Source organism: Azospirillum sp. 11R-A (assembly GCF_049472615.1).
GTDB classification, from domain to species: Bacteria; Pseudomonadota; Alphaproteobacteria; order Azospirillales; family Azospirillaceae; genus Azospirillum; species Azospirillum palustre.
On sequence record NZ_JBCEBL010000007.1, the window covers coordinates 23,674 to 48,150 of the forward strand.

A 24,477-nucleotide genomic window follows, 5' to 3' on the forward strand; every position below is an offset into this window, starting at 1 on the left:
GGATGGCTGCACGGTCCATATGATGGACCTCATGAGCAGTAACGCCGACATCGTCCCCACCCCGGCCGCTTCGCCCTCCACTCCGGGCGCGGCGGGTGGCACGCAAAGCCTGGAACGCGCCATCGCGCTGCTGCGCGCGGTCGCCGAGGCCGAAACCGACGGCGCGCGGCTGGCCGATTTGATGACCGGGGTCGGGCTGTCGAAGGCCACCGCGCACCGGCTGCTGATGGCGCTGGCGCGCGACGGGCTGGTCGAGCAGGACAGCCGCAGCAAGCGCTATCACCTGGGTCCCGATCTGGTGGCGCTGGGCGATCTGGCGGCCCTGCGCCACCGCCCGCCGGCACCGCCGCCGCCACCTCCCCCTGCCCCGCCCCAGCCGCCGGAGGCCGCGGCGCCTGCAGCCGTGCAGCCCTCGCCGCCCGTCCTGATGGTGAGGCCGTCGGCCTTCCTGCGGCCGGAATACCGCGGCGAGTCCATCGCGCTGGCGGCGTTGCTGTGCGACCGCCATGTCCGCGCCGCCGACGGCGCGCGGGCGGCGTTGCTGCATGAAAGCGTGGCCGGACAGACGACGGAGCTGAGCTTCGCCCGGCTGGCCCGCGATTCTGCGCGCTTCGCCGCCGTGCTGGCCGGCATGGGGGTGGGACCGGGCGACCGGGTGGCGGTCCTGCTGCCGAAGGGGCCGGAGCTGCTGATCACCGCGCTGGCGATCTGGCGGCTGGGCGGCGTCTACATGCCGCTGTTCACCACCTACACCGCCTCGGCCGTCGCCTACCGGCTGGCCGACAGCGACGCGCGGGCCATCGTCACCAACGGCTTCCTGCGCCGCAAGGTGCCGCGCGACAACACCCGCCCGGTGGTGACGGTGGAGGGCGACGAGGCCTTCGGTCCCGACGCCGTGCCCTTCTGGTCGTCGCTGCACGAGGCCACGCCGCTGGCCGAGGTGGCGCGCTACCGCGAGGGCGACGCCTTCGCCCTGATCTACACCTCGGAATCCGAGCCGACGCCGCTCGGCGTCTCGCTGCCGGTCAAGGCGCTGTCGGGGATCGAACAGTACATGCGCATCGGCCTCGACCTGCGCGACGACGACATCTACTGGAACATGGCCGATCCCGGCTGGGCCTATGGCGCCTATTACGGGCTGGTCGGGCCGCTGCTGCTGGGACGGACGACGATCTTCTGCGACGGGCCCTACGACGTGCGGCAGGGCTACCGCATGCTGACCAAGTTCGGCGTCACCAACCTGACCGCCGCGCCGTCGCAGATCCGCGCCTGGCACGGCGCCGATCCCGGCGTGTCGCACCAGTTCGCGCTCCGCATCCTGTCGGTGGTGGGCGAACCGCTGCCGCCCGATTTGATCGCCTGGGCCAACCGGACGGTGAAGGTTCCCCTGCTCGACCAGTATGGCCAGCGCGAGACCGGCATCTTCATCGTGAACCGGTACGATCCCGACGGCATCGGCCGCCACGAGTCCGAAGGGCCGGACGGCGGGGATGCGATCCAGCCGGCAAGCGGCTCGCTCGGCCGGCCGATGCCGGGCTTCCGCGTTGTCATCCTCGACCCCGACGGGCGGGAGGCGCCGGTGGGCGGCGCCGGTGAGATCGCCATCGACGTCGACCACTCGCCGCTGTTCTGGTTCGAATCCTACGCCAACAACCCGGACCGCACCGCCCAGCGTTTCCGCCACGGCCGGCGCTATTACCTGACCGGCGACCGGGCTTTCCTGGACGGCGACGGCAACATCCATTACCGCGGCCGGGCGTCCGACGCGATCCAGATGCAGCAGGGCGAATAGTCACGGCCCCCCCTTTTCGGGTATAGAACGCGTTCGGGACTGCGGCTGCGGCAACGGGAAGAGCGCGAAGGACGGGTATGGAATCCAAAACGAAGAACCGCGAATCCTGGCTGGCCGCCGCCTTCGCGGCGCTGGCCGAAGGCGGCGTCGACAAGGTGCGGGTGGAGGTGCTGGCGAAGGCCCTGAAGGTCACCAAGGGCAGCTTCTACTGGCATTTCCGCGACCGCACCGAGCTGATGAGCGCCCTGCTGGACAGCTGGAAGCTGGGCCGCATCGCCGCCATCAAGGAACAGACCCGGCTGGACAGGCGCGAACCGGCGCAGCAACTGCGCGACATGCTGGCGCTCTATGGCGGCAGCAAGCCGCGCGGCATGGCCATCGAACTGGCGGTGCGCGACTGGGCCCGGCGCGCGCCGGAGGCGGAAAGCGTCATCGCCGAGGTCGACCGCGAACGCCTGCACAGCGTCGCCGGCCTGTTCGTCGCGCTCGGGCTGCCCGCCGACCAGGCCTTCGCCCGCGCCTACCTGTTCTACGCCTTCGCCTTCGGCCAGGGCCTGCTCGCCCCCGGCGCCGCGGCCGACCGGGCCGACGTGGTGCGGGCGATCTGCGCCGATGTGCTGGTGCCGGCGGCGCAGCCGCAGTCCTGAGCCGCAGTCCTGAGCCGTCAGGGCATGTAGGCCAGCCGCAGATTGCCCCAGTGGCGGCCGCGCACCATGATCGGCGCATCGACCTCCTTCAGGCGGACCATCTGGCCGCCGCCCATGTCGCGGCGATAGGCCTGCAACAGGAACGACCGGGTGTTGCGCGCCGCGGCGAGGCCGGAGCGGTCGGCGAAGACACGGCGGTTGCGGCAGTGGGCGGCATTCCAGACCGCGTCGCCCGGCCGTTGCGGGTCGGAATAGCGGCTGTTGTGGGTCGGCAGATAGCCGACGGCGTTGACCGCCGCACAGAACTGGATGCGCGGGTTGGAGGCCAGGATCGGCTCCTGGATCACCGGGAACAGGCGGTCGGTCAGGTCGGTGAAGGGGGCGAGGCACTGTTCCGGCTCCGTGCCGGGAATGCTGGACAGCTCGGTCGAGAACAGGGCCTCCTCGCCGATGCCGCCGCTGGCGAGCGCACCCTCCAATGCCTTGCCCAGGGCCGCCGCAGCGTCCTGTGCGGTGGCGATGATGGCGGAATCGGCCTCGACCATCGCATTGTAGACGCTTTCCAGACGGCGGTTCTGGGCATCCGACAGCTCGTCCAACGCCAGATGCAGGCCGAGATCGCTGGTTCCCGCGACGATGGCCGGCAAATCGCCGACCTCGCGCAGGGTCACCGTCAGTTTCGTCTGCTCGGGCAGCTCCGGCAGCCCCTTGCTGTCGATCAGCAGCCCGTCCAGCGACAGGTCGAGCATGGTGACGGTGCGGCGGTCGCCCGCCACGGTCATGGCAATCGGCTCCTCGCAGGGGATGCGGTTGGAGACGCGGCGGTCGCCCGCCACCGACTGGCGCAGCGCGATGACCAGCCGGCGCTTCAGGTCGGCCACCGCGCCCTGGGTGTCGGTCATGCGGCGGCTGACGTCGGTGGCGATGCCGGTGATCTCGTCGGTCTGGTCGCGGATCCGCAGCACGCTGCCCGACACCTGGGAGGCGCCGCCGGCGGAGTTGGTGGCGCTGCGCCCGATCTCGGCATTGGCGGCGGACTGTTCCTCCACCGCGGCGGCGGTGGCGGTGGCCGCCTCGTCGATCTCCTCGATCACCGAGATGACGGTCTGGATGGCCGAGACGCTGCCGCCGACCGCATGCTTCAGCTGCTCGATCTGGCGGGCGATGTCCTCCGTCGCACGCGAGGTCTGGTTGGCGAGCTGCTTGACCTCGCCGGCGACGACGGCGAAGCCCTTGCCGGCCTCCCCCGCCCTGGCGGCTTCGATGGTGGCGTTGAGCGCCAGCAGGTTGGTCTGGCCGGCGATCTCGTTGATGAGGGTGGCGACCTTGGCGATCTCCTCCGTCGCGATCTCCATCCGGCCGATGGCGGAGGCGGAGCCACGGGCGCTGTCCACCGCACGCCGTGCCACCTCGCTGGAGCGCGCCGCCTGCCGGGCGATTTCCTGCCCGGAGGAATTCAGCTCCTCCGTCGCGGCGGCGACCGACTGGGCGTTGGAGCTGGCCTGCTCCGACGCGGCCGACACCACCACGGTGTTCTCGCGCACAACGCCGAGCGCCTCCATCAGGTGCTCGATGCCGTCGCCGGCTCGCCGGCTCGCCAGTTCCACGCCCATCCAGGTGGAGTCCAGGTCACCTTCGATGGATTTGCAGGTTTCCAGCAGGGCCTGGCGGGTCAGCGCCTTCTGGCGCAGCTCGGTCTCATGCTTCTCGTGGATGCCATAGGCCAGCTTCGCCTTCATCGCGTTCAGCTCCGACGCCACGCGCCGGAATTCCGGCACGCCGATGGCCTCCGCCGGGCTGAGGAAATCTCCACGTGAAATGCGGGCGAAGGTTTTTTCAAAGGATTTCAGCGGTCTCCGGAAGGTCAGAAGCAGTCCCCAGGAGATCAGCCCGGACATGATCGCCAGAGCGGACACGATTGCCACCGTCTCCATGAACCGGGCGGAGAAGTCGCCCTGCGCCTCCGAAACCTCTTGCCCGGCGCTTTTCATCTGGAAGTTCAGCAGGTCACGGTTCGCTTCGAAGGCCGTTGCGAACAGCGGCGTGACGACCGTCCGGACATCCCGTTCGACCGCAAGCGAATCGCCGTCCTTGATGTGCTCCATCGTCGGCCGCAATCCGTCCTTCACGTATTTCGAGCGCAATTCGAAGAAACGGTCGGCCAACACCCGTTCTTCGGGCAGTTTCGGCAAGGCGCTGTATTCGGCCCAGACCGCCGTGATGGCCGCGACGTTGCCTTCGATCCGGGACAGCAGCTCCTTGATCGCCGCCGGCTCGGCGCCATCCCGAACCTCGACGATCAGGCTGGTTATGATCTGCCGGTTGTCCGCCATGCGGGTCAGGATATCGTTGCTGATCCGGGCGGCAGCCAGCCGTTGGCTGTAGACGCGCGTCAGGGCGTCGTTCGATGCCGACATGCCCTCCAGCCCCAAGCCACCCACGAAGACCATCGCCGCGATCAGCAGAACGAAGGCACCGAGCAGCCGCCCGGTCATGCTCGTCCATGCAGCATCCAGCCAGCGACGCGGCCCCTTCCGGTACAGTTCGCCACCGCGGAGGTCCACAGCCGCCCGGTTGTCGCGCATCTCCGCATAGAGCCTGTCGGCCGCCGCGATCTCGTCCCGCGACGGCTTGGAGCGGATGGAGATGTAGCCGGTGACGGCACCGTCCTCCATCACCGGCGTGACGTTGGCGCGCACCCAATAGAAATCGCCGCTCTTGGTGCGATTCTTCACCAGCCCTTCCCAGGGCTGCCCCGCCTTCGCCGTCGCCCACAGATCGGCGAAGGCCTCCTTCGGCATGTGGGGGTGGCGGACGATGTTGTGCGGAGCGCCGATCAGCTCATGCTCGTCAAAGCCGCTGATCTCGACGAAAGCCTGGTTCACAAAGGTGATGCGCCCGCCGGTGTCGGTGCGCGACACCAGCGGAATCCCGTCGGTCAGATGAACTTCTCGGTCGGTGATCGGTGTGTTGACGCGCATGTCGCGGTTCCGCTCCAGCCATAGCCTCGAACAAGTTGGTCGGGCATGGTGGCGAACCGATAGCAGCAGCATGAAAGCATCGGTCGGCCTCCAGGACCGGAGCTTGCGCTGCAAGCGGCATGCCGCATTATTTTGTCGGTAAGCGAACAAACCCCGCGTTCGGGCGCAACGGCAACGCGAAACCGGCGGTTATCGCCCGTCGCAAAATGCCTCCGGAAAAGCGGACCGGTCCCAAAGTATTATGCAATTTGGAAAAAGCTATATTGTCTGACCGTTCAGCCGCGCAACGGCCCGTTGGACAGCCCGTCCAGTGGGATGGCGGTGACGCTCTTCACCTCTTCCATCACGGCGTAGGTGTGGGTTTCCCGCACGCCGCGGGCGGTGGACAGCAGTTCGCCCAGGAACAGGCGGTATTCGTTCATGTCGCGCACACGGGCCTTGACCAGATAATCGAAGCCGCCCGCCACCATATGGCATTCCATGATCTGCGGCATGCGCAGGACGGTGGCCTTGAAATCGTCGAAATTGTCCGGCGTCGTGCGGTCCAGCACCACCTCGACGAAGACCAGCATCCCCGCCTCCAGCCGATGCGGGTCGAGCAGCGCGACATAGCGCTGGATGATGCCCTCGGATTGCAGGCGCTTCACCCGCTCCAGGCAGGCGGCCGGGCTGAGGTTGATGCGGCGGGCCAGTTCCACATTGCTGAGGCGTCCGTCATCCTGCAACTCGCGCAGGATCTTGATGTCGGTGGAATCGAGGCTGCGGTCCATCGGCGGCTCGGAATGCTGTTCGGCTGGCGGCCCCGATCCTAGCGGAAAAATTGGCGCCAAGCCATGCCGGACCGTAGCCGCAGCGGTTGGAACGATGCGGCTCCGAAGCCTGTTTGCCGCCGGTGGGTTCTTTCAGGCCGCCAGCGGCAGGGTCACCGTCATGCGCAGGCCGCCGGTCGGCCGGTTTTCGGCCCGCACACGGCCGCCGAAGGCTTCGATGTTGCGCCGGACGATCCACAGGCCGATGCCGAAATGCGCCGCCCCGGCCTGATGCGCCGCCGCCTCGTCCTCCGGCATGCCGCGGCCGGGCTCGCGGTGGGAGAAGTAGCGCTCGAAGATGCGTTCCAGATTGGCGGGATCGACCCCCGGCCCCTCGTCGTCCACCACAAGCTCGGCGCAGGATCCGACACGGGTCAGGCGGACGCTGACCGTCCCGTCGGCGGGCGAGAAGCTGACGGCGTTCTCCACCAGATTCTCGACGATGGTCTCCAGCGTCTCCTCGCTGGCCCGCACCACCAGCCCGGCGTCGATGCGCGAGCGCATGTGCAGGCGGCGTTCAGCCAGCAGCCCGGTGTAGCCGCCGGCCATCCGTTCCACCAGCGACGACAGATCGACGCGGCGCCGGGCCGGGGCCAGCAGGTCGGCAGCCGCCTCGTCCATCCGGCGGGCGAAGGAGACGAGGCCGTCCAGCTTGTCCAACGACTTCTCGATCATCGTCAGGGCGCGCTGGCTGCGGGCGTTCTCCGCCGGCAGGGCGCGGCGCAGCGGTTCCACCGACTGGCGGATCACGGCGATCGGCGTCTTGAAGGCGTGGGCGTTGTCCTCCGCCGCGCGGCGCAGCGACTGGGCGCTGTCGCGCAGGGTGGAGACCAGCCGGTCGAAATCCTCCGCCACGCCGGCCAGTTCCGGCACGGTGTTGCGGGCGGCGAAGGAGGCGTTGCCGCTCTCCTGGTCGGGCACATCCTCGCCGCCGACGATGCGGCGGGCCAGATCGCCGAAGCGGTTCAGGTTGCGCCAGATGCCGGCCAGCACGGCCAGCACCAGGGCGGCCATCGCCAGATAGATCGCCGCGGCGGCCTGCACCGCCGGCGTGCTCCAATAGGGGCGGCCGATGGAAGAGGAGATGTAGGCTTCGGTCGCGTGGCTGGTCACCAGCGCCCAGCAGCCGAAGCTGGTCTTGATCGGGGTGATGGAGGACAGCACCTCCTCCCCGCCTTCGGCATGGGGGACGCGCATCGCCAGCGTCGCGTTGCCGGCGCAGCTCGATCCCAGACGGTCCAGCACGCCCTGTTCGAGCAGCAGGCGCCGTTCGGCGTCGATGTCGGCGGTCGACAGGCTGGGCGCCGCGGCGACGTAGAAGAAGGGTTCCGGCCCGGCCTTGGCGCCGGACGCGCTGGCCGCCACCCGCGGGCGCACCAGCAGCTTCAGCCGCGTGCGGTCGTCGCCGTAGCGGGCAAGGGCGATGCTCAGGCTGGGAAGGGCCGTGCGGTCGACGCCCAGCAGTTCGGGCTCCAGCGCGCGGGCGATCAGTTCGCCCTGGCGCTGGGCGCTTTTCAGCAGAAGCTGCTGCGACGCCTCGTCGGCCCGCTGGAACTGGTCGTAGAGCAGGACCGGCACGGCGACGAAGACGAGGGTGAGCAGCACCAGGCGGCTCGCCATCGAGCGCCAGAGCCAGAGCAGGCGGGCGGACGCCCGTCGGGGCGCCCGCATCGCAAGGTCAATCGGCAGCAGCGCCATCGATCAGCATATCCTCGCCCATACCATCCTCGTCACGGCCCTGGTTGGCCGCGTTCTCACCCTTGCCCCAGCGGTAGCCGAAGCCCGGATAGTTCTCGATGCAGGCGAAGCTGGCGTCGACCGAGCGGAACTTCTGACGGATGCGCTTGATGAAGGCACGGACGTTGGCGCGGTAGCCCGACGGGCCATAGCCGGCGACGAAGCCCTTGCCGTGGACGAGGTCGTAGATCTCGCGGTAGGAGACGTCCTCTTCCGGGCGGGTCGACATCAGCTTGACGATGTTGAACTCGGTCAGCGTCAGGTCGATGCGCTTACCCTTCCAGAAGGCGCGGCTGTTGTCCAGGCGCAGCTCCAGCTCGCCCAGGCGGTGGCTGGTGGCGCTGCCGCCGGCCTCCCCGTCCTCCGAGCCCTTGGCGCCGTCGCCCTTGATGCCGTCCAGGATCAGGCGCATACGCTTCAGCAGGATCGACAGGCTGCGCGACTTCTCCACGAAGTCCAGCGCACCGCCGGCCAGCGCCGCCTCTTCATAAATCTGGTCGGACAGCACGGTCAGGAAGATGACCGGCGTGGCGATGCCGCGGGCGCGCATCTGGCGCAGCACGTCGATGCCGTCCAGCTTGGGCATGCGCCAGTCCAGCAGGACGATGTCGACCGACCCGCCCTCGGCGAAGAAATCGAGCGCCGGTTCGCCGCGGTCGAAGGTGATGACCTCGTAGCCCTCGTCGCCGAGGTTGAGGCTGAGCGACTCACGGAACAGATCGTCGTCGTCCACCAGAGCGATGCGGGCAATGGTCGGATCGGTCATCGCGGACATTCCCTTGTTCGACTCCGGCTTACTGAAACCCGGGGCGGACAGGGCGCCCTGCGTCAGCTTGAGCGAGGAGTTGGGCGAAGCATCGGTGGTCGGCGTCAGGGACATTTTGGCTGCTCTTCATGTCGTAGGAGAGGGCGCGGAAGTCCTGGGACGAGGTCATATCCATGAAGAAGAAGACCTTGAGGGTACAATCGCCCTTGGCATACCGCCAGATCTTGGCGGGAGGCGCCTCTTCCCGTGCAACGGGGGACCCCAGGAGTTTGAGAGTCTGGACTTCGTCCAGCCCGACAAGGCTGTCGGGGTCGGCGTTGGGGGTTGCGGGTGGGGTGGACATGCCCCCCATGGCCGGCACCGTCGTCGGCACCGCAGCGGCGTTCGCCGCCTGGGGAGTTGTATCGGGTGCGATGGCCGCCAGCTGGGTGGAGGCCTGGGTGGATGACTGGGCGGACGCCGCGGCGGTCGCCACGTCGCCGGTGGTCACCGGCGGGCCGGGCTGCGGCATCGGCAGGGCCGGCGCCAGCGCGGCGGCGTCGGGAACCTTGCGAGCCGGCTTCTGCCTGGGCACCGGCGGGGTTGCCGCGCGGGCGTTCGGGTTGGCCGACGTCACATCCGCCCCACCCCATCCCGGCCCGGCCGTGTTGGCCGGGCAGCCGGCCAGCAGCAGGACCGCGACCAGCAGGCCCGCATGTCGGCCCCGGCCGGCGGCGTAGGCGCCGAACTGCGCCACATCGCGGAGGACTGCCGGCACGGTCATGGGGGCGGGCCTTTCAAATCCAGGAGGAACGGACATAACGGGATTAACACGGGACGAACCATTTCCATCTAGCCTGGAAGTCAACTTCGCGTGCTGGTTGGAGTTGGCCGCGTCTGATGTCCCTAAACTCAATCCAGTCTGGTTAATGGCGCGTTAAAGCCACAGCCCTTACCCCCATTTTGCGAAAGCGCATCAATATTTTTCGAAGTTTCGTTTGATTTTCGAGCGAATCCAGGGGGGATCTCGCGGCTCTTTGCTCAAAAGTGGTATGAAAACCGGTCAAATCCATTGCTCGCCAGCCGCTTCGTTGAAGATTTGCGGGGCGATAGGACGTGACAGAAATGAGGCGGGAGGATGGCCGGAACGGGTCGGGACCGTGGCGATTGCCCAAAAAACAATCTGCACAAAAACAATCGGCGGCGGAGCCACCCGGGTATGGCTCCGCCGCCGTTCAGCCGGACGGGCAACAGGTCATGAAGCGGCGCGCGCGAAGCGGCCGTGGGTCGTTGCCACTAGAACTCCAGCCGTGGTTCCAGCCGGCCGTCAGGCCGGTCGGCGTCGTGGGAACGCTGCGTTTTCGGCACCATCCATCACGAAGATCATGATGCGCCGACCGGGTGGCAGCGTCAAGTTTGTAGCACGTACAATTTAGGATACCGCATATCCAGCCGATGGGGGAGGCGAGCGACCGGGACGGTTCCGGTCAAGGCGCATAGAGGTTGTTGATCTGCCGGGCATGGCCGACCGACACCAGGATGTCGAGCAGTTCCCGGACCCGCGGCGACTTGGCACCCTTGAACTGGCGGGCGAGGCTTTCGGCTTCGACGGCACGGCCGCAACGGCTCAGCGCCGCCATCAGGCTGTGGACCTGTTCGGTCGGCGCCTTCGGCCAGACGATCCGCTTCGCCGTGTCCGCCGCGATGTCGAGCGTCGCCGCGATCTGGACGGCAGCCCCCTGCCCCTTCGGGTTCTGGTAGTCCGGCCGCAGCCAGCGGACGAGCCCGTCGCGTTCCTCGCGGTGGCGCTCGGCGTTCAGCGCCACGAGGTTTTCCAGAATCCGCGCTTCCTCCAGATCGGCGGGCCAGCCATAGGCGTCGGCCACCGCATGGTCGATCCGGCCGTGGAGGTCCAGCATCACGCCGACCTGCCCCAGCTGGTAGATCTCCCTCTCGCGCGCGGTCAGTTCCTCCCGGCTCCGCCCCTTTTCCAAGACATTGTAAAGCTCGGTCAGCGTCAGCCGGTCGGGATGCTCGGCCAGCACCCGCTTGCGATGGGCGTCGAGTTCCTCGGCAAGCTGACCGATCACGCGCTTTTGATGCGGCGTGGCGTTGGGGAAGGGGAAGGTATCGAAGCAGCGGGTTTTGACATAGACAGGGTCGTTGCCCTGCCCGAGCCAACCTCCAGCAGATATCGACCATGTAAAATGAATTTTGCTCGACAGCACCCCAAGGATATATGTATCACTTACGCATATCAGTATGATCTTATTATCAGGCATTGTTAATTACGATAACATCTGAAATATTCTATGGCGGCTTGTCTCAACAGTTGCAAAATATCTATTCAAGCCGCTTGTTGCACTACGCATTTCGTTTCTAGGCTCTCCAAATATCCACCAATTATCACGGTATGATTTTCTATTGTTAATGTCCCGCTCCGGCTTCACACGATCCAACAGCCACTGATAAACATCGGGATACTTCTTCCTGACCTCGGCTTCCGTCATGCCGAACAGGTCGATCACCATCAGCCCGCGGGAGCGCCCGGTCAGGTCACGGCCGTTTCGGTATTCGCGTATCCTCTCTTCCAATCCGGCAATCCGCCCCAGACCGAGGGCGCGCGCCTGTGCCTGGGTGACGAGAAAGCCCGACCCATGCAGTTTCACGCCGGGAGAAGACAGCCCGTCATTTGCCTTGAGCGCTTTCGCTGCCGCCACGTCCGCTCCGGTGGTCAGGTTCGCGTGTATGCGCCCGTGCCGGACGGCAAGCACCACCGGCACCGCCCCATCCCGGTCCGTTGCCTGTCCCTCACGAACCACCGTCTTCAACAAGCCGGTCCGTTCGCCATGCTCGACGGGCGCACCCACCGTCATCGCCACCCGCACCGCCGCTGCACCCTGTCCGTCCGCCCAGGGATGGTCCGGGATGGCGAAGGTCAGATGCAGGGGCGTCTTCGCGTCCAGATGGCGTTGGATGACCCGGCGGCTGAAGGTCTGGGTGATGCTGTTGGTGGTGATGAAGCCGAAGCGCCGGGCCGTTCCTTTGCGCACCAGATCGGCCGCCTTGTCCCACCAGTAGGTGACGAAATCGGCACCGCCGGGCATGTGCGGATAGGCCTTCCACAACGCTTCGGCATAGCCGTCGCCCAGTTCGGCGCGCAGGTCCTTGCCGGCGATGAAGGGCGGGTTGCCGACGATGTAGTCGGCCTGCGGCCAGTCCGCGGGCCTGGCGCCGACATAGCGTTGCAGCGGAACCGTCCGGCTTTCGTCCGGCACCTCCTGGCCGGTGAAGGGGTCGGTCTTCCAACTGACACCGTCCCACTTCACCCGCGGCTGCCCAGCCTCGTCCAGCATCGGCTCCACCCGCTCCCAGCTCAGCACCGCGTCGCACTGCCGGATGTTGTCGTAGGAGTGGAGGATCGGCTCGCTCAGGCTTTCCGGCCCGCGCTGGCGCAGGTGGCATTGCAGATGACCGATCCAGATCACCAGTTCGGCAATCGGCACGGCGCGGGGATTCTTTTCCAGCCCAAGAAGTTGGTGCGGGCCGACGGTATGACCGGCAAGGTCGAGATTGGCCTGCGTCCCGCCGCCGATTTCCTCCAGCGTCGCGATCACCTCCCCTTCCAGGGCCTTCATCTTCTCCAGGGCGACGTAAAGAAAATTTCCGCTTCCGCAGGCGGGATCCAATATTTTCACCGAACAGAGATCCTGGTGAAATTCCTTGATCTGCCTGATCGCCTGCGCCTGATCGTTCTTTTGCCGCGCGTTCTCGGCGATCACCTGCGCGTTGCGCCATTTCGCCATCAGCGGTTCGATGACGGCCGCCACCACCAGCCTTTCCACATAGGCGCGCGGCGTGAAGAACGCGCCGTACTGGCTGCGCTCGCGCTTGCTCAGCGCGTTTTCCAGCAGGGTGCCGAAGATCGCCGGCTCCACATTCTTCCAGTCGCGTGAACAGGCGGCGATCAGTTCGCCGATCTCCTGTTCATCGAGCGCCAGCGCCTCGGCTTCGCGGAACAGGCCGCCGTTGAAATGGCGGACGCGGGCGCGGATGGTGGTGTCGTGGTCGCTGCCCCTGTCCATGCTGCGCCAGAAGGGTCCCAGATAGCGCGGCAGGAATTGCGGGTTCGGCCGGGCGTCGCTCAGCACGCCGGTGAAGGCGCCGTCCGGCAGCAGCCCGACATTCTGCGCGAAGGCGGTGAACAGGCAGCGCATCAGGAACAGCGCGACCGCTTTCGGTTCGTAGCGCTTTTCCAGGCTCTGCGCCAGCCGGGCGAGGCGTTGCGCGATGTCCCGCGTCACCTCGGCCCGCCGGGCGCTGGGGTCGAGGCTTTTCGGCATTTCCCAGATCGCCTTCAGCCGCGCCCGGATCTCCGGATCGGCGAGTTCCGCCAGCCTGATCCGGTGCGACCGGCTGTCGGGAAAGGGCATGTAGGCCTTGCCCAGCCCGGTGAAGTCGGCATAGGTCTCGATCACATGCCCGACATCGACGACGATCAGGAAGGGCGGCCAGCCGTGGTCGGTCGGCAGCGCCTTGGCATAGCGTTCAGCCTGGGCGCGAGCCTGCCGCATCAGCCGGTCCCATGACGGCCGTGTCCCGGCGGGCGGAGAACTGTGAGACAGCCCGCCGAACAGGTCGCTCCCCTCCTGCCCGCCGCGCTGGCGCTTGCGCGACTGCTTGGCCTCCAGAACAAAGCAATCCCGCTTGTAGCAGTCGAGATAGTTGTTCCGCCCGTCGTCACCCTCCAGGTCGAGCGCGCGAACCCTCTTCTCATAGACGTAGTTGTTGAGCGCGTCCCGTTCCGACGAGGCGTCCGGCTCCGCCGTACCGATCAGGGCGCAGAGCTGGTTGATGAACTTCTGGTAGTTGGCGCGCTCCGACCCGCCTTTGTCGCTCCAATATCTGATGAAGGCTTTGGGGGATCGCGACGGGTCCTGCTCAACGTGTTCGTCGCAGCTCTTCGAAGATAGCACGCTCATCACCCCGGTATTCCCTCATAACGAGAAAACACGGGTATTTTATAGGCTTTTCGGAGAGTCAAACGCGCCGATAGCAATTTTATGGAGGTTTATTTTCCTGTCATCATATTGTGGACTCTCACTTCAATCTCCGCAGCATTTTGAGACAGCAGAAGACGATTCATCAAAAATTCACCAACAACGCAAAGATTTTTACGGGCAACACATGTAATCATGCCCGACTCGGCGCCACATGATTGCATTTAAATGTATGATGCACGTCTAATTATAACAGAACATTCAGTTATCGTCAGTTTATTTCGTGCATATTGCAAGCGATTTGCCACCACCACCTTCTCGTCTATACCTGATGCTCGGGCATAAGGTGCCCCCCAAATACGAAAGGGCCGCGCCCCCTTTCGGAAGCGCGACCCTTCGTTGCCGAAGATTCCCTCACGCACAACCACGAGCGCGGGCCACCTTCGATGCGGTGGGGCGGCCGATGGCGTCGCTGATGAACGCCCCGGCCGCAATCAGCCTGTCCAGATCGACCCCGGTCTCGATCCCGAGGCCGTTCAGCATGTAGAGCACATCCTCGCTCGCCACATTGCCGCTGGCGCCCTTGGCGTAGGGGCAGCCGCCCAGCCCCGCGACGGAGCTGTCGACCACCGCCACGCCCATCTGAAGGGCCGCCAGGATGTTGGCCAGCGCCTGCCCGTAGGTGTCGTGGAAATGGACGGCGATCTTCTCCACCGGCACCCGCGCCGCCACCGCGGCGATCATCGCCTGCGCCTTGGTCGGGGTGCCGGTGCCGATGGTGTCGCCCAGCGAGATCTCGTAGCAGCCCATGGCGAACAGGCGTTCCGCCACGTCGGCCACCGCCTTGGGCTCAATCTCCCCTTCATAAGGGCAGCCGAGCACGCAGCTGACATAGCCGCGGACCGGCACGCCGGCCGCCTTGGCCTGCTCCATCACCGGGGCGAAGCGGTCCAGGCTCTCGGCGATGGAGCAGTTGATGTTCTTCTGGCTGAAGCTCTCCGAGGCGGCGCCGAACACCGCCACCTCGTCGGCCCTGGCCGCCAGCGCGCCCTCCAACCCCTTCAGGTTGGGGGTGAGGGCGGCATAGCGAACGCCGGGCTTGCGGGAGATGCCGGCCAGCACCTCGGCGCTGTCGCCCATCTGCGGCACCCATTTGGGCGAGACGAAGCTGGCTGCCTCCACCACGCCCAGACCGGCGTCGGACAGGCGGTCGACCAACTCCACCTTCACCGCGGTCGGCACCATGGATTTTTCGTTCTGGAGGCCGTCGCGCGGGCCGACCTCCACCATGCGGACGAATTTCGGCAGCTGCATCGTCAGGCCTCCGCGATGTCGAGAACCAGCAGGTCGACGCCTTCCGACACCTGATCGCCCGCCGCGAAATTCACGGCGCTGACGGTGCCCGCCGCCGGGGCCTTGATGGTGTGCTCCATCTTCATGGCTTCCAGCAGCATCAGCGGCGCGCCGGCCTCGACGCTCTGGCCCGGCTCGACCAGCACGCGGACCACGGTGCCGGGCATCGGCGCGGTCAGACGGCCGGAGCCGCCCTCCTGCTCCGCCGCGCGGGCGCTGGGGTCGTCCAGCGTCAGGCGGGACACCGCGCCGTCGATCAGGACGGTGAGGTCCAGCCCCTGCCGCACCACGGTGGCGCGGGTGCGCATGCCGTCCAGCGTCGCCGTCAGCAGGCCGTCCGACAGGCTGACGCCGGTCACCGGCATCGGCTTGCCGCCATCCACCGCGACCTCATAGCCATCAGCGCGGAAATGCAGAGTCACCTCGCGCGCGGTGTCGCCGTCCATCAGGCGCAGGTCGTAATGGTTCTCCTCGTTCAGCCGCCAGCCATTGGCGAGCAGCCATGGGGAATAGCGGTCTGAGCGGGCGCGCAGGGCGGCCTGGGCCTCCTCCCGGCGCGTCAGCAGCACCGACAGGGATGCTGCGGCCAGCGCCTTGTCGGCCACCGGGGCCGGCGGCGGCAGCAGGTCGGCGCGGTGGCGCTCGATGAAGCCGGTGTCGATCTCCACCGCCTTGAAGGCGGGATGGCCGGCGATGGCGCCGAGGAAGGCAACATTGGTGGTGACGCCGACCACCTCATACTCGGCCAGAGCCACGCGAAGGCGGCGCAACGCGCTGTCGCGGTCCTCGTCCCAGACGATCAGCTTGGCGATCATCGGGTCGTAATACATCGTCACCGAATCGCCTTCGCGGACGCCGGTGTCGACGCGGACATGGTCGCTCTCGGCCGGCGGACGCAGGCGGACCAGCTTGCCGATGGCGGGCAGGAAGTCGCGCTGCGGGTCTTCGGCATAGAGCCGCGCCTCGAAGGCATGGCCCTTGCGGGTCAGCTGGTCCTGGCGCAGCGGCAGCTCCGCCCCGGATGCCACGCGCAGCTGCCACTCGACCAGATCGAGGCCGGTGATCTTCTCGGTCACCGGATGCTCCACCTGCAACCGGGTGTTCATCTCGATGAAGTAGAAGCCGCCATCCTCATAGAGGAACTCGACGGTGCCGGCGCCGACATAGTTCACTGCCTTGGCGGCGGCGACCGCGGCCTCGCCCATGCGGCGGCGGAGGTCGTCGGGCAGGTTGGGGGCCGGCGCCTCCTCGATCACCTTCTGGTGGCGGCGCTGGACCGAGCAGTCGCGTTCGAACAGATAGACGCCGTTGCCGTGGGTGTCGCAGAAGACCTGGATTTCGACATGGCGCGGCCGGCCGAGATATTTCTCCAGCAGCAGGCTGTCGTCGCCGAAGGCGGCCTTGGCCTCGCGCTGGGCGCCTGCCACCGCATCGGCCAGCTCGTTGGCGGCACGGACCACGCGCATGCCCTTGCCGCCGCCGCCGGCCGACGCCTTGACCAGCACCGGATAGCCGATGCGGTCTGCCTCCGCCGACAGGGTGGCGAAGTCCTGGTCGGTGCCGTGATAGCCCGGCACCAGCGGCACGTCGGCGTTCGCCATCAGCCGCTTGGATTCCGCCTTGGAGCCCATGACGCGGATGGCGTCGATCGGCGGGCCGATGAAGACGACACCGGCCTCCGCACAGGCCGCGGCGAAGCCGGCATTCTCCGAGAGGAAGCCGTAGCCGGGATGGATGGCCTGGGCACCCGTGCGCTTCGCCACGTCGAGGATGACGTCGCCACGCAGATAGCTTTCGCCGACCGGAGCCGGGCCGATGCAGACGGCCTCGTCGGCCATCTGGACATGCATCGCCTTGGCATCGGCCTCCGAATGGACGGCGACGGTCTTGATGCCCAGGCGGCGGGCGGTGCGGATGACCCGGCAGGCGATTTCGCCGCGGTTGGCGATCAGGATCTTGTCGAACATGTGGATCAGCTCCGCCAGGACGGGGTGCGTTTGTCGAGGAAGGCGCCGACGCCCTCCTTGCCTTCGGCGCTGGCGCGCTGGCGGGCGATGCGCTCCGCCGTGTCGCGCACCACGTCGTCGGTCAGCGGCCGGCGGGCGACGGCGCGGATCAGCTCCTTGGCGGCGGTGACCGCCGTGGGGGCGCTGTCCATCAGGTTCTTGACCGTCTTCGCCACCGCCTCCTCCAGCCCGCCGGCATTGGTCAGCTCATGCAGCAGGCCGATGCGGTGGGCCTCCGCCGCGCTGAAGCGCTCGCCGGTCAGGAAATAACGGCGGCAGGCGCGCTCGCCGATGGCGGCGATGACATAGGGGCTGATGGCGGCGGGGATGATGCCCAGCCGCACCTCCGACAAAGCGAAAGTCGCGGTCTCGACGCCGATGGCGATGTCGCAGGCCGAGACCAGCCCGACGCCGCCACCGAAGGCCGGTCCCTGCACCACGGCGACCGTCGGCTTCGGGCATTCGTCCAGCGTGCGCAGCATGGTGGCGAGGCCCATGGCGTCGGCCAGATTCTCCTCGCGGGAGTAGCCGGCCATCTTCTTCATCCAGGACAGGTCAGCCCCGGCCGAGAAGCTCTTGCCCACCCCGCGCAGCAGGACGACGCGCACCGCCGGATCCTCGCCCACCCGCCGGAAGGCAGATGTCAAGTCGGCGATGACCTGCTCGTTGAAGGCGTTGTGCACGTCGCCGCGGTTCATGGTGACGGTGGCGACGCCGGTGTCGGCAACCTCGATCAGAATGTCGCTCATGCTCGCCTCCCTCACATCCGGAAGACGCCGAAGGGCGTCTTCGGCACCGGGGCGTTCAGCGAGGCCGACAGGCCGAGGCCCAGCACCATGCGGGTGTCGGCGGGGTCGATGATGCCGTCGTCCCACAGCCGGGCGCTGGCGTAATAGGCGTGGCTCTCGCGCTCGAACTGGGCGCGGATCGGCGCCTTCAGCGCCTCGTCGTCCTCGGCCGTCCACGGCTTGCCCTGGGCTTCCATGGCGTCGCGCTTGACCTGGGCCAGCACGCCGGCCGCCTGCTCGCCGCCCATGACCGAGATGCGGGCGTTCGGCCACATCCACATGAAGCGCGGGCTGTAGGCGCGGCCGCACATGCCGTAATTGCCGGCGCCGTAACTGCCGCCGATGATGACGGTGAATTTCGGCACCTTGGCGCAGGCGACCGCCGTGACCAGCTTGGCGCCGTCCTTGGCGATGCCGCCGGCCTCGTATTTGCGGCCGACCATGAAGCCGGTGATGTTCTGCAGGAACACCAGCGGGATGCGGCGCTGGCAGCACAGCTCGACGAAATGGGCGCCCTTCAGGGCGGATTCGCTGAACAGGATGCCGTTGTTGGCGATGATGCCGACGGGATAACCGAAGATGTGGGCGAACCCCGTCACCAGCGTCGTGCCGTAGAGCGGCTTGAACTCGTCGAAGCGCGATCCGTCGACCACCCGCGCGATCACCTCGCGCACGTCGAAGGGCTTGCGGGCGTCGCTGGGGATGACACCGTACAGTTCGCGCGGGTCGAAGGCGGGCTCCTCCGGCTCGCGCAGGTCGAGGTCGATGTGCTTGGCGCGGTTCAGGTTCGACACCACGCGGCGCGCCATCGCCAGGGCGTGGGCGTCGTTCATCGCGTAATGGTCGGTGACGCCCGAGGTGCGGGAATGGACGTCGGCGCCGCCGAGATCCTCCGCCGACACCACCTCGCCGGTCGCCGCCTTCACCAGCGGCGGGCCGCCGAGGAAGATGGTGCCCTGGTTGCGGACGATGATCGCCTCGTCCGACATCGCCGGGACATAGGCGCCGCCGGCGGTGCAGCTTCCCATCACCACGGCGATCTGCGGGATGCCCTCGGCCGACATGTTGGCCTGATTGTAGAAGATGCGGCCGAAATGGTCGCGGTCGGGGAAGACCTCGTCCTGGTTCGGCAGGTTGGCGCCGCCCGAATCCACCAGATAGATGCAGGGCAGGTTGTTCTGTTGCGCGATCTCCTGCGCCCGCAGGTGCTTCTTGACCGTCAGCGGGTAATAGGTGCCGCCCTTCACCGTCGCGTCGTTGGCGACGATCATGCATTCCTGCCCGGCGACGCTGCCGATGCCGGCGATGATGCCGGCGGACGGGATGTCCTCGGCATAGACGCCGTCGGCGGCCAGCTGCGACAGCTCAAGGAAGGGCGAGCCGACATCGAGCAGTTGGCGGATGCGCTCGCGCGGCAGCAGCTTGCCGCGGGCGAGGTGCTTGTCGCGCGCCTTCGCCCCGCCACCCTGCTGGATGGCGGCGACCTTCCGGCGCAGATCGTCGACCAGGGCCTGCATGGCGTCGGCGTTGGCCTGGAACTCGGCGGAGCGCGCGTTCAGGGCGCTCTTCAGGACGGTCATGCCGTCTTCCTCCCGGTTTGGCGGTCTTGATTGCAGACTGTGTTACTGAACGAGGGCACGGCTGATGACCAGCCGCTGGATGTCGCTGGTGCCCTCGTAGATCTGGCAGACCCGGACGTCGCGATAGATGCGCTCGACCGGGAAATCGTTGAGATAGCCATAGCCGCCATGAATCTGGATGGCGTCCGAGCAAACCTTCTCGGCAATCTCCGAGGCGAACAGCTTGGCCATCGCCGCCTCCTTCATGCAGGGCACCCCGGCATCGCGCAAGGATGCCGCATGCAGCACCATCTGGCGCGCCGCCTCCACGCGGGTCGCCATGTCGGCGAGGCGGAAGGCGATGGCCTGATGCTGGATGATCGGCACGCCCATGCTCTGGCGCTCCTGGGCATAGCGGATGGCGTGGTCGAGCGCGGCGCGCGCCATGCCGACCGACTGCGAGGCGATGCCGATGCGCCCGCCCTCAAGGTTCGCCAGCGCCACCTTGTAGCCGGCGCCTTCGGCCCCCAGCATCAGCTCGGCGGGGACCCGGCAGTCCTCGAAGACGATCTGGCAGGTGTCGGAGCAGTGCTGGCCCAGCTTCTCCTCGGTCCGCGCCACCTGATAGCCCGGCGTGCCCGTCGGCACGATGAAGGCGCTGAGGCCCTTCTTGCCGGCGGCCGGATCGGTCACCGCGAAGACGATGGCGACGTCGGCCTGCGAGCCGGAGGTGATGAACTGCTTGGTGCCGTTCAGCACCCAGTGATCGCCGTCGCGCCGGGCGCGGGTCTTGATCGCCGAGGCGTCGGAGCCCGCCTGCGGCTCGGTCAGGCAGAAGGCGCCCAGCATCTCGCCGCGCGCCATCGGCTTCAGGAAGCGGTCCTTCTGGGCCTCATTGCCGAACTTCAGGATCGGCATGCAGCCGACCGAGTTGTGCACGCTCATGATGGTGGAGACGGCGCCGTCGCCGGCGGCGATTTCCTCGATGGCGAGGGCGTAGGCGACATGGTCGGTGGCGGCGCCGCCGAACTCCTCCGGCACCAGCATGCCCATCAGGCCGAGTTCACCCATCTCGGCGAGTTCGGCCTTGGGGAAAGCGCCGCTGCGGTCGCGCTCGGCGGCGGTCGGGGCGAGCCGGTCCTGCGCGAAGGCGCGGGCCATGTCGCGGACCATGGTCTGTTCTTCGGTCAGGTGCATCGGGCGTTTCCTCACGATTTCTATAATCCCCTCTCCCCCCCGGGGAGAGGGTTAGGGTGAGGGGGACGCGTGGCGAGGATTCTCGGGATAGCCACGCGGTGCATCCCCCTCACCCCGCCCCTCTCCCCGGGGGGAGAGGGGGAATAAGCGCGGGAGTGTCTTACACCCGCTCAACCGCGATGGCCGTCGCCTCGCCGCCGCCGATGCACAAGCTGGCCACGCCGCGCTTCAGGTCGTACTTCTCCAGCGCCGACAACAGCGTGACGAGGATCCGTGCCCCCGAGGCGCCGATGGGGTGGCCGAGCGCGCAGGCGCCGCCATGGACGTTCACCTTGTCGTGCGGCAGGTCCAGATCCCGCATCGCCGCCATGGTGACCACGGCGAACGCCTCGTTGATCTCGAACAGGTCGACGTCGCGGGCCGACCAGCCCACCTTGTCGAACAGCTTCTGCATCGCGCCGACCGGTGCAGTGGTGAACAGCGCCGGCTGCTGGGCGTGGTTGGAATGGCCCTTGATCTCGGCGATCACGCGCAGACCGAGGCGGTCGGCCTCGCTACGGGTGGTGACGATCAGCGCCGCGCCGCCGTCGGAGATCGACGAGGCATTCGCCGCCGTCACCGTGCCGTCCTTGGCGAAGGCCGGCTTCAGCGTCGGGATCTTCTTGGGATCGCCCTTGCCCGGCTGCTCGTCGGTATCGACCAGCACGTCGCCCTTGCGGCCCTTGACCAGGACCGGCGCGATCTCCGCCTTGAAGGAGCCGTCCTCCACCGCCTTGCGGGCGCGGTTCAGGCTCTCGATGGCGAAATCGTCCTGCGCCTCGCGGGTGAAGTTGTAGCTGCTGGCGCATTCCTCGGCGAAGGTGCCCATCAGGCGGCCCTTCTCGTAGGCATCCTCCAGACCGTCGAAGAACATGTGGTCCAGCACCTTGCCGTGACCCATGCGGTAGCCGGCGCGGGCGCGGTCCAGCAGGTAGGGGGCGTTCGACATGCTCTCCATGCCGCCGGCCACCACCACCTTGGCCGAGCCGGCCTTGATCACGTCATGGGCGAACATCACCGCCCGCATGCCCGAGCCGCAGACCTTGGAGATGGTGGTGCAGCCGACGCCCTTCGGCAGCCCGGCGCCCAGCGCGGCCTGACGCGCCGGGGCCTGGCCCAGCCCGGCCGACAGCACGTTGCCCATGAACACCTCGTCCACCGCGTCCGCGGCGAGGCCCGAGCGCTCCAGCGCCGCCTGGATGGCGACGGCGCCCAGCTGCGGCCCGGTCAGGCCCATGAGGTCGCCCTGGAAGCCGCCCATCGGCGTGCGGACGGCGGCGGCGATGACGATGCTGTCGGTCATGGTGGTCGGTCCCTTTCCCTCTGTGTCTTGTTGCCGAACCGCTTCACGCGGTTTCTTTGAACAGTTCGCGCCCGATCAGCATGCGGCGGATCTCGCTGGTGCCGGCGCCGATCTCGTAGAGCTTGGCGTCGCGCAGCAGGCGGCCGGTCGGGTACTCATTGATGTAGCCGTTGCCCCCCAGCGTTTGAATGGCCTCCAGCGCCATCCAGGTCGCCTTTTCGGCGGAGAACAGGATGGCGGCGGCGGCGTCCTTGCGGGTGGTCTCGCCACGATCGCAGGCCTTGGCGACGGCGTACACATAGGCCTTGGCGGCGTTCATGATCGTGTACATGTCGGCCAGCTTGCCCTGCATCAGCTGGAACTCGCCGATGGACTGGCCGAACTGCTTGCGGTCGTGGACATAGGGGATCACCACGTCCATGCAGGCCTGCATGATGCCGAGCGGGCCGCCGGACAGCACCGCGCGCTCGTAGTCCAGCCCCGACATCAGCACGTTCACGCCGCGGCCGACGCCGCCCAGGATGTTCTCCTCCGGCACCTCGCAGTCCTCGAACACCAGCTCGCCGGTGTTGGAGCCGCGCATGCCCAGCTTGTCCAGCTTCTGCGCCACCGAGAAGCCCTTGAAGCCCTTCTCCACCAGGAAGGCGGTGATGCCGCGCGGACCGGCGTTGATGTCGGTCTTGGCGTAGATCACCAGCGTGTCGGCGTCGGGACCGTTGGTGATCCACATCTTGGTGCCGTTCAGGACGTAGCGGTCGCCCTTCTTCTCGGCCCGCAGCTTCATCGACACCACGTCGGACCCGGCGTTCGGCTCCGACATCGCCAGGGCACCGATATGCTCGCCGGAGATCAGCTTGGGCAGATAGCGGCGCTTCTGGTCCTCAGTGCCGTTCTTGCGGATCTGGTTGACGCAGAGGTTGGAGTGGGCGCCGTAGCTGAGGCCCACCGAGGCCGACGCGCGGGACACCTCCTCCATCGCCACGACATGCTCCAGATAGCCCATGCCGGCGCCGCCATACTCCTCCTCCACCGTCACGCCGAGGATGCCGAGGTCGCCCATCTTGCGCCACAGCTCGTTGGGGAACTCGTTGCTGCGGTCGATCTCGGCGGCGCGGGGGGCGATCTCGTTGGCGGCGAAGCTCCGCACCGAATCGCGCAGCATGTCGGCCGACTCACCGAGGTCGAAATTCAGGCTCGGGTACTGGTTGGACAGCATGGACGTATCGCTCCCCTGGGAAATCATCCGTTCTTTGACCATACGTTACCGTATGGCAAGGCGGCTGGCAAGGGGGTTGCCGAGCGGATCGAAAAGCCGTTCCGGGTCAGCAGCTTGGCCGGTCAAGACGGTGCATCAGCATTTCCACATCGTGGAACCCACAAGGGGGCAGCCCGATTTCCCCAATCGATTCAAGGCTGCCATGCATGTTGGATACTGTATTCCAGAGCGGTGAAGGCGATTATAACGGGAGACGACGCGTTATATCCGGCCAGTGATATCGATTTGGGGGACCAACGAATGATCCGCGTGCCTCGGCCCAACATGGACGGCTTCACCATGGCCCTGGTGGCGACCGTCGGGCTGGCGACCGTGCTTCCGGTGCAGGGACAGTTCGCCCAGGGGGTGCACTGGCTGGCGGAGGCGGCCATCGCGCTGCTGTTCTTCCTGCACGGCGCCCGCCTGCCGCGGGAAGAGGTGGTGGCGGGCATGGCGCACTGGCGCCTGCATCTGCTGATCTTCAGCCTGACCTTCGCCGCCTTCCCGCTGATCGGCTGGGCGGTGGTGGAAACGCTGCCGCACAGCCTGCTGCCGCCGGCCGTCGCCATCGGCGTGCAGTTCCTGTGCCTGCTGCCCTCCACCGTGCAGTCCTCCATCGCCTTCACCTCGATGGCGCGGGGCAACGTGGCGGCGGCGGTGTGCAGTTCCACCCTGTCCAACATCTCCGGCATCCTGATGACGCCGCTGCTGGTGGCGCTGTTCCTGAAGGTGCAGGGATCGGCGCTATCGCTCGACACCTTGCAGACCATCGCGGCGCAGTTGCTGCTGCCCTTCGTCGCCGGCCAGCTGCTGCGGCGCTGGATCGGCGCCTGGGCGGCCCGGCACAAGACGATGCTGCGCTTCACCGACCGCGGCTCGATCCTGCTGGTCGTCTATCTCGCCTTCAGCGAGGCGGTGGTGAACGGGCTGTGGCATCAGGTGCCGCCGGCGGCACTGGGCATGGTGGTGGTGATCGACTGCGCCATCCTGGCGGTCTTCCTGGTCGGCACGACGCTGCTGAGCCGCCGCCTGGGCTTTTCCCGTGCCGACGAGGCGGTGATCGTCTTCTGCGGGTCGAAGAAGTCGCTGGTCAGCGGCGTGCCGATGGCCGGCGTGCTGTTCGCCCCCGCCACCGCCGGGCTGGTGCTGCTGCCGGTCATGCTGTTCCACCAGATCCAGCTGATGGTCTGCGCCGTCCTGGCCCGCCGCTATGCCGAGGAGGGCGAGGCGCGGGACGCCCTGCCGGCAACCTCGTGAGGGCAACGT

General features: G+C 67.2%; 17 protein-coding genes. 3 read left to right on the forward strand and 14 right to left on the reverse strand.

Annotated elements, in window-relative coordinates; all coding sequences use genetic code 11:
- The first annotated feature begins 31 nt into the window (after positions 1-31).
- Together VH569_RS12420 and VH569_RS12425 are read left to right on the forward strand one after the other, a co-directional pair.
- A complete protein-coding gene (locus VH569_RS12420) occupies positions 32-1,792 on the forward strand; it encodes an AMP-binding protein (protein WP_423315605.1) in 1,761 nt (586 codons plus the stop codon).
- A 77-nt stretch (positions 1,793-1,869) separates the two neighbouring features.
- Positions 1,870-2,439, forward strand: coding sequence for a TetR/AcrR family transcriptional regulator (locus VH569_RS12425; RefSeq protein WP_423315606.1), 570 nt, complete (start codon positions 1,870-1,872; stop codon positions 2,437-2,439).
- 17 nt (positions 2,440-2,456) lie between these two features.
- Here VH569_RS12425 and VH569_RS12430 read toward each other — a convergent pair whose 3' ends face one another.
- From VH569_RS12430 to VH569_RS12495, 14 genes are all read right to left on the reverse strand, one after another.
- Positions 2,457-5,420 carry a methyl-accepting chemotaxis protein gene (locus tag VH569_RS12430; protein ID WP_423315607.1) on the reverse strand — a complete coding sequence of 988 codons (2,964 nt, stop codon included), beginning with the start codon at positions 5,418-5,420 and terminating at the stop codon, positions 2,457-2,459.
- Positions 5,421-5,695: 275 nt separating this feature from the next.
- Positions 5,696-6,190 carry an Lrp/AsnC ligand binding domain-containing protein gene (locus tag VH569_RS12435; RefSeq protein ID WP_098737064.1) on the reverse strand — a complete coding sequence of 165 codons (495 nt, stop codon included), beginning with the start codon at positions 6,188-6,190 and terminating at the stop codon, positions 5,696-5,698.
- Between the two features lie 132 nt (positions 6,191-6,322).
- Complete coding sequence (locus tag VH569_RS12440; RefSeq protein ID WP_423315608.1) at positions 6,323-7,927, reverse strand: sensor histidine kinase; 1,605 nt, start codon at positions 7,925-7,927, stop codon at positions 6,323-6,325.
- Positions 7,908-8,732, reverse strand: a complete 825-nt coding sequence (locus VH569_RS12445; RefSeq protein ID WP_377810486.1) for a response regulator transcription factor — start codon at positions 8,730-8,732, stop codon at positions 7,908-7,910. Before VH569_RS12445 ends, VH569_RS12440 begins: the two co-directional genes overlap by 20 nt.
- A gap of 28 nt (positions 8,733-8,760) precedes the next feature.
- Entirely contained in the window at positions 8,761-9,495 is a 735-nt protein-coding gene (locus VH569_RS12450; protein ID WP_423315609.1) for a hypothetical protein, read from the reverse strand.
- A gap of 703 nt (positions 9,496-10,198) precedes the next feature.
- Positions 10,199-10,801, reverse strand: coding sequence for a hypothetical protein (locus tag VH569_RS12455; protein ID WP_423315610.1), 603 nt, complete (start codon positions 10,799-10,801; stop codon positions 10,199-10,201).
- A 198-nt stretch (positions 10,802-10,999) separates the two neighbouring features.
- A complete protein-coding gene (locus VH569_RS12460) occupies positions 11,000-13,693 on the reverse strand; it encodes a class I SAM-dependent DNA methyltransferase (RefSeq protein WP_423315611.1) in 2,694 nt (897 codons plus the stop codon).
- Positions 13,694-14,125: 432 nt separating this feature from the next.
- Entirely contained in the window at positions 14,126-15,025 is a 900-nt protein-coding gene (locus VH569_RS12465; RefSeq protein WP_423315612.1) for a hydroxymethylglutaryl-CoA lyase, read from the reverse strand.
- A gap of 2 nt (positions 15,026-15,027) precedes the next feature.
- Positions 15,028-17,031, reverse strand: a complete 2,004-nt coding sequence (locus VH569_RS12470) for an acetyl-CoA carboxylase biotin carboxylase subunit (protein WP_423315613.1) — start codon at positions 17,029-17,031, stop codon at positions 15,028-15,030.
- A gap of 5 nt (positions 17,032-17,036) precedes the next feature.
- On the reverse strand, positions 17,037-17,819 hold the full coding sequence (locus VH569_RS12475; RefSeq protein WP_423315614.1) for an enoyl-CoA hydratase/isomerase family protein: 783 nt from the start codon (positions 17,817-17,819) through the stop codon (positions 17,037-17,039).
- A gap of 11 nt (positions 17,820-17,830) precedes the next feature.
- Entirely contained in the window at positions 17,831-19,438 is a 1,608-nt protein-coding gene (locus VH569_RS12480; RefSeq protein WP_423315615.1) for a carboxyl transferase domain-containing protein, read from the reverse strand.
- A 42-nt stretch (positions 19,439-19,480) separates the two neighbouring features.
- Entirely contained in the window at positions 19,481-20,614 is a 1,134-nt protein-coding gene (locus tag VH569_RS12485) for an acyl-CoA dehydrogenase (RefSeq protein WP_423315616.1), read from the reverse strand.
- A 160-nt stretch (positions 20,615-20,774) separates the two neighbouring features.
- Positions 20,775-21,956 carry an acetyl-CoA C-acyltransferase gene (locus tag VH569_RS12490; protein WP_423315617.1) on the reverse strand — a complete coding sequence of 394 codons (1,182 nt, stop codon included), beginning with the start codon at positions 21,954-21,956 and terminating at the stop codon, positions 20,775-20,777.
- A 43-nt stretch (positions 21,957-21,999) separates the two neighbouring features.
- Complete coding sequence (locus VH569_RS12495) at positions 22,000-23,172, reverse strand: isovaleryl-CoA dehydrogenase (protein ID WP_423315618.1); 1,173 nt, start codon at positions 23,170-23,172, stop codon at positions 22,000-22,002.
- Between the two features lie 300 nt (positions 23,173-23,472).
- Between VH569_RS12495 and VH569_RS12500 the strand changes: the two genes are divergently transcribed.
- Complete coding sequence (locus VH569_RS12500; protein ID WP_377810476.1) at positions 23,473-24,468, forward strand: bile acid:sodium symporter family protein; 996 nt, start codon at positions 23,473-23,475, stop codon at positions 24,466-24,468.
- Positions 24,469-24,477 lie beyond the last annotated feature (9 nt).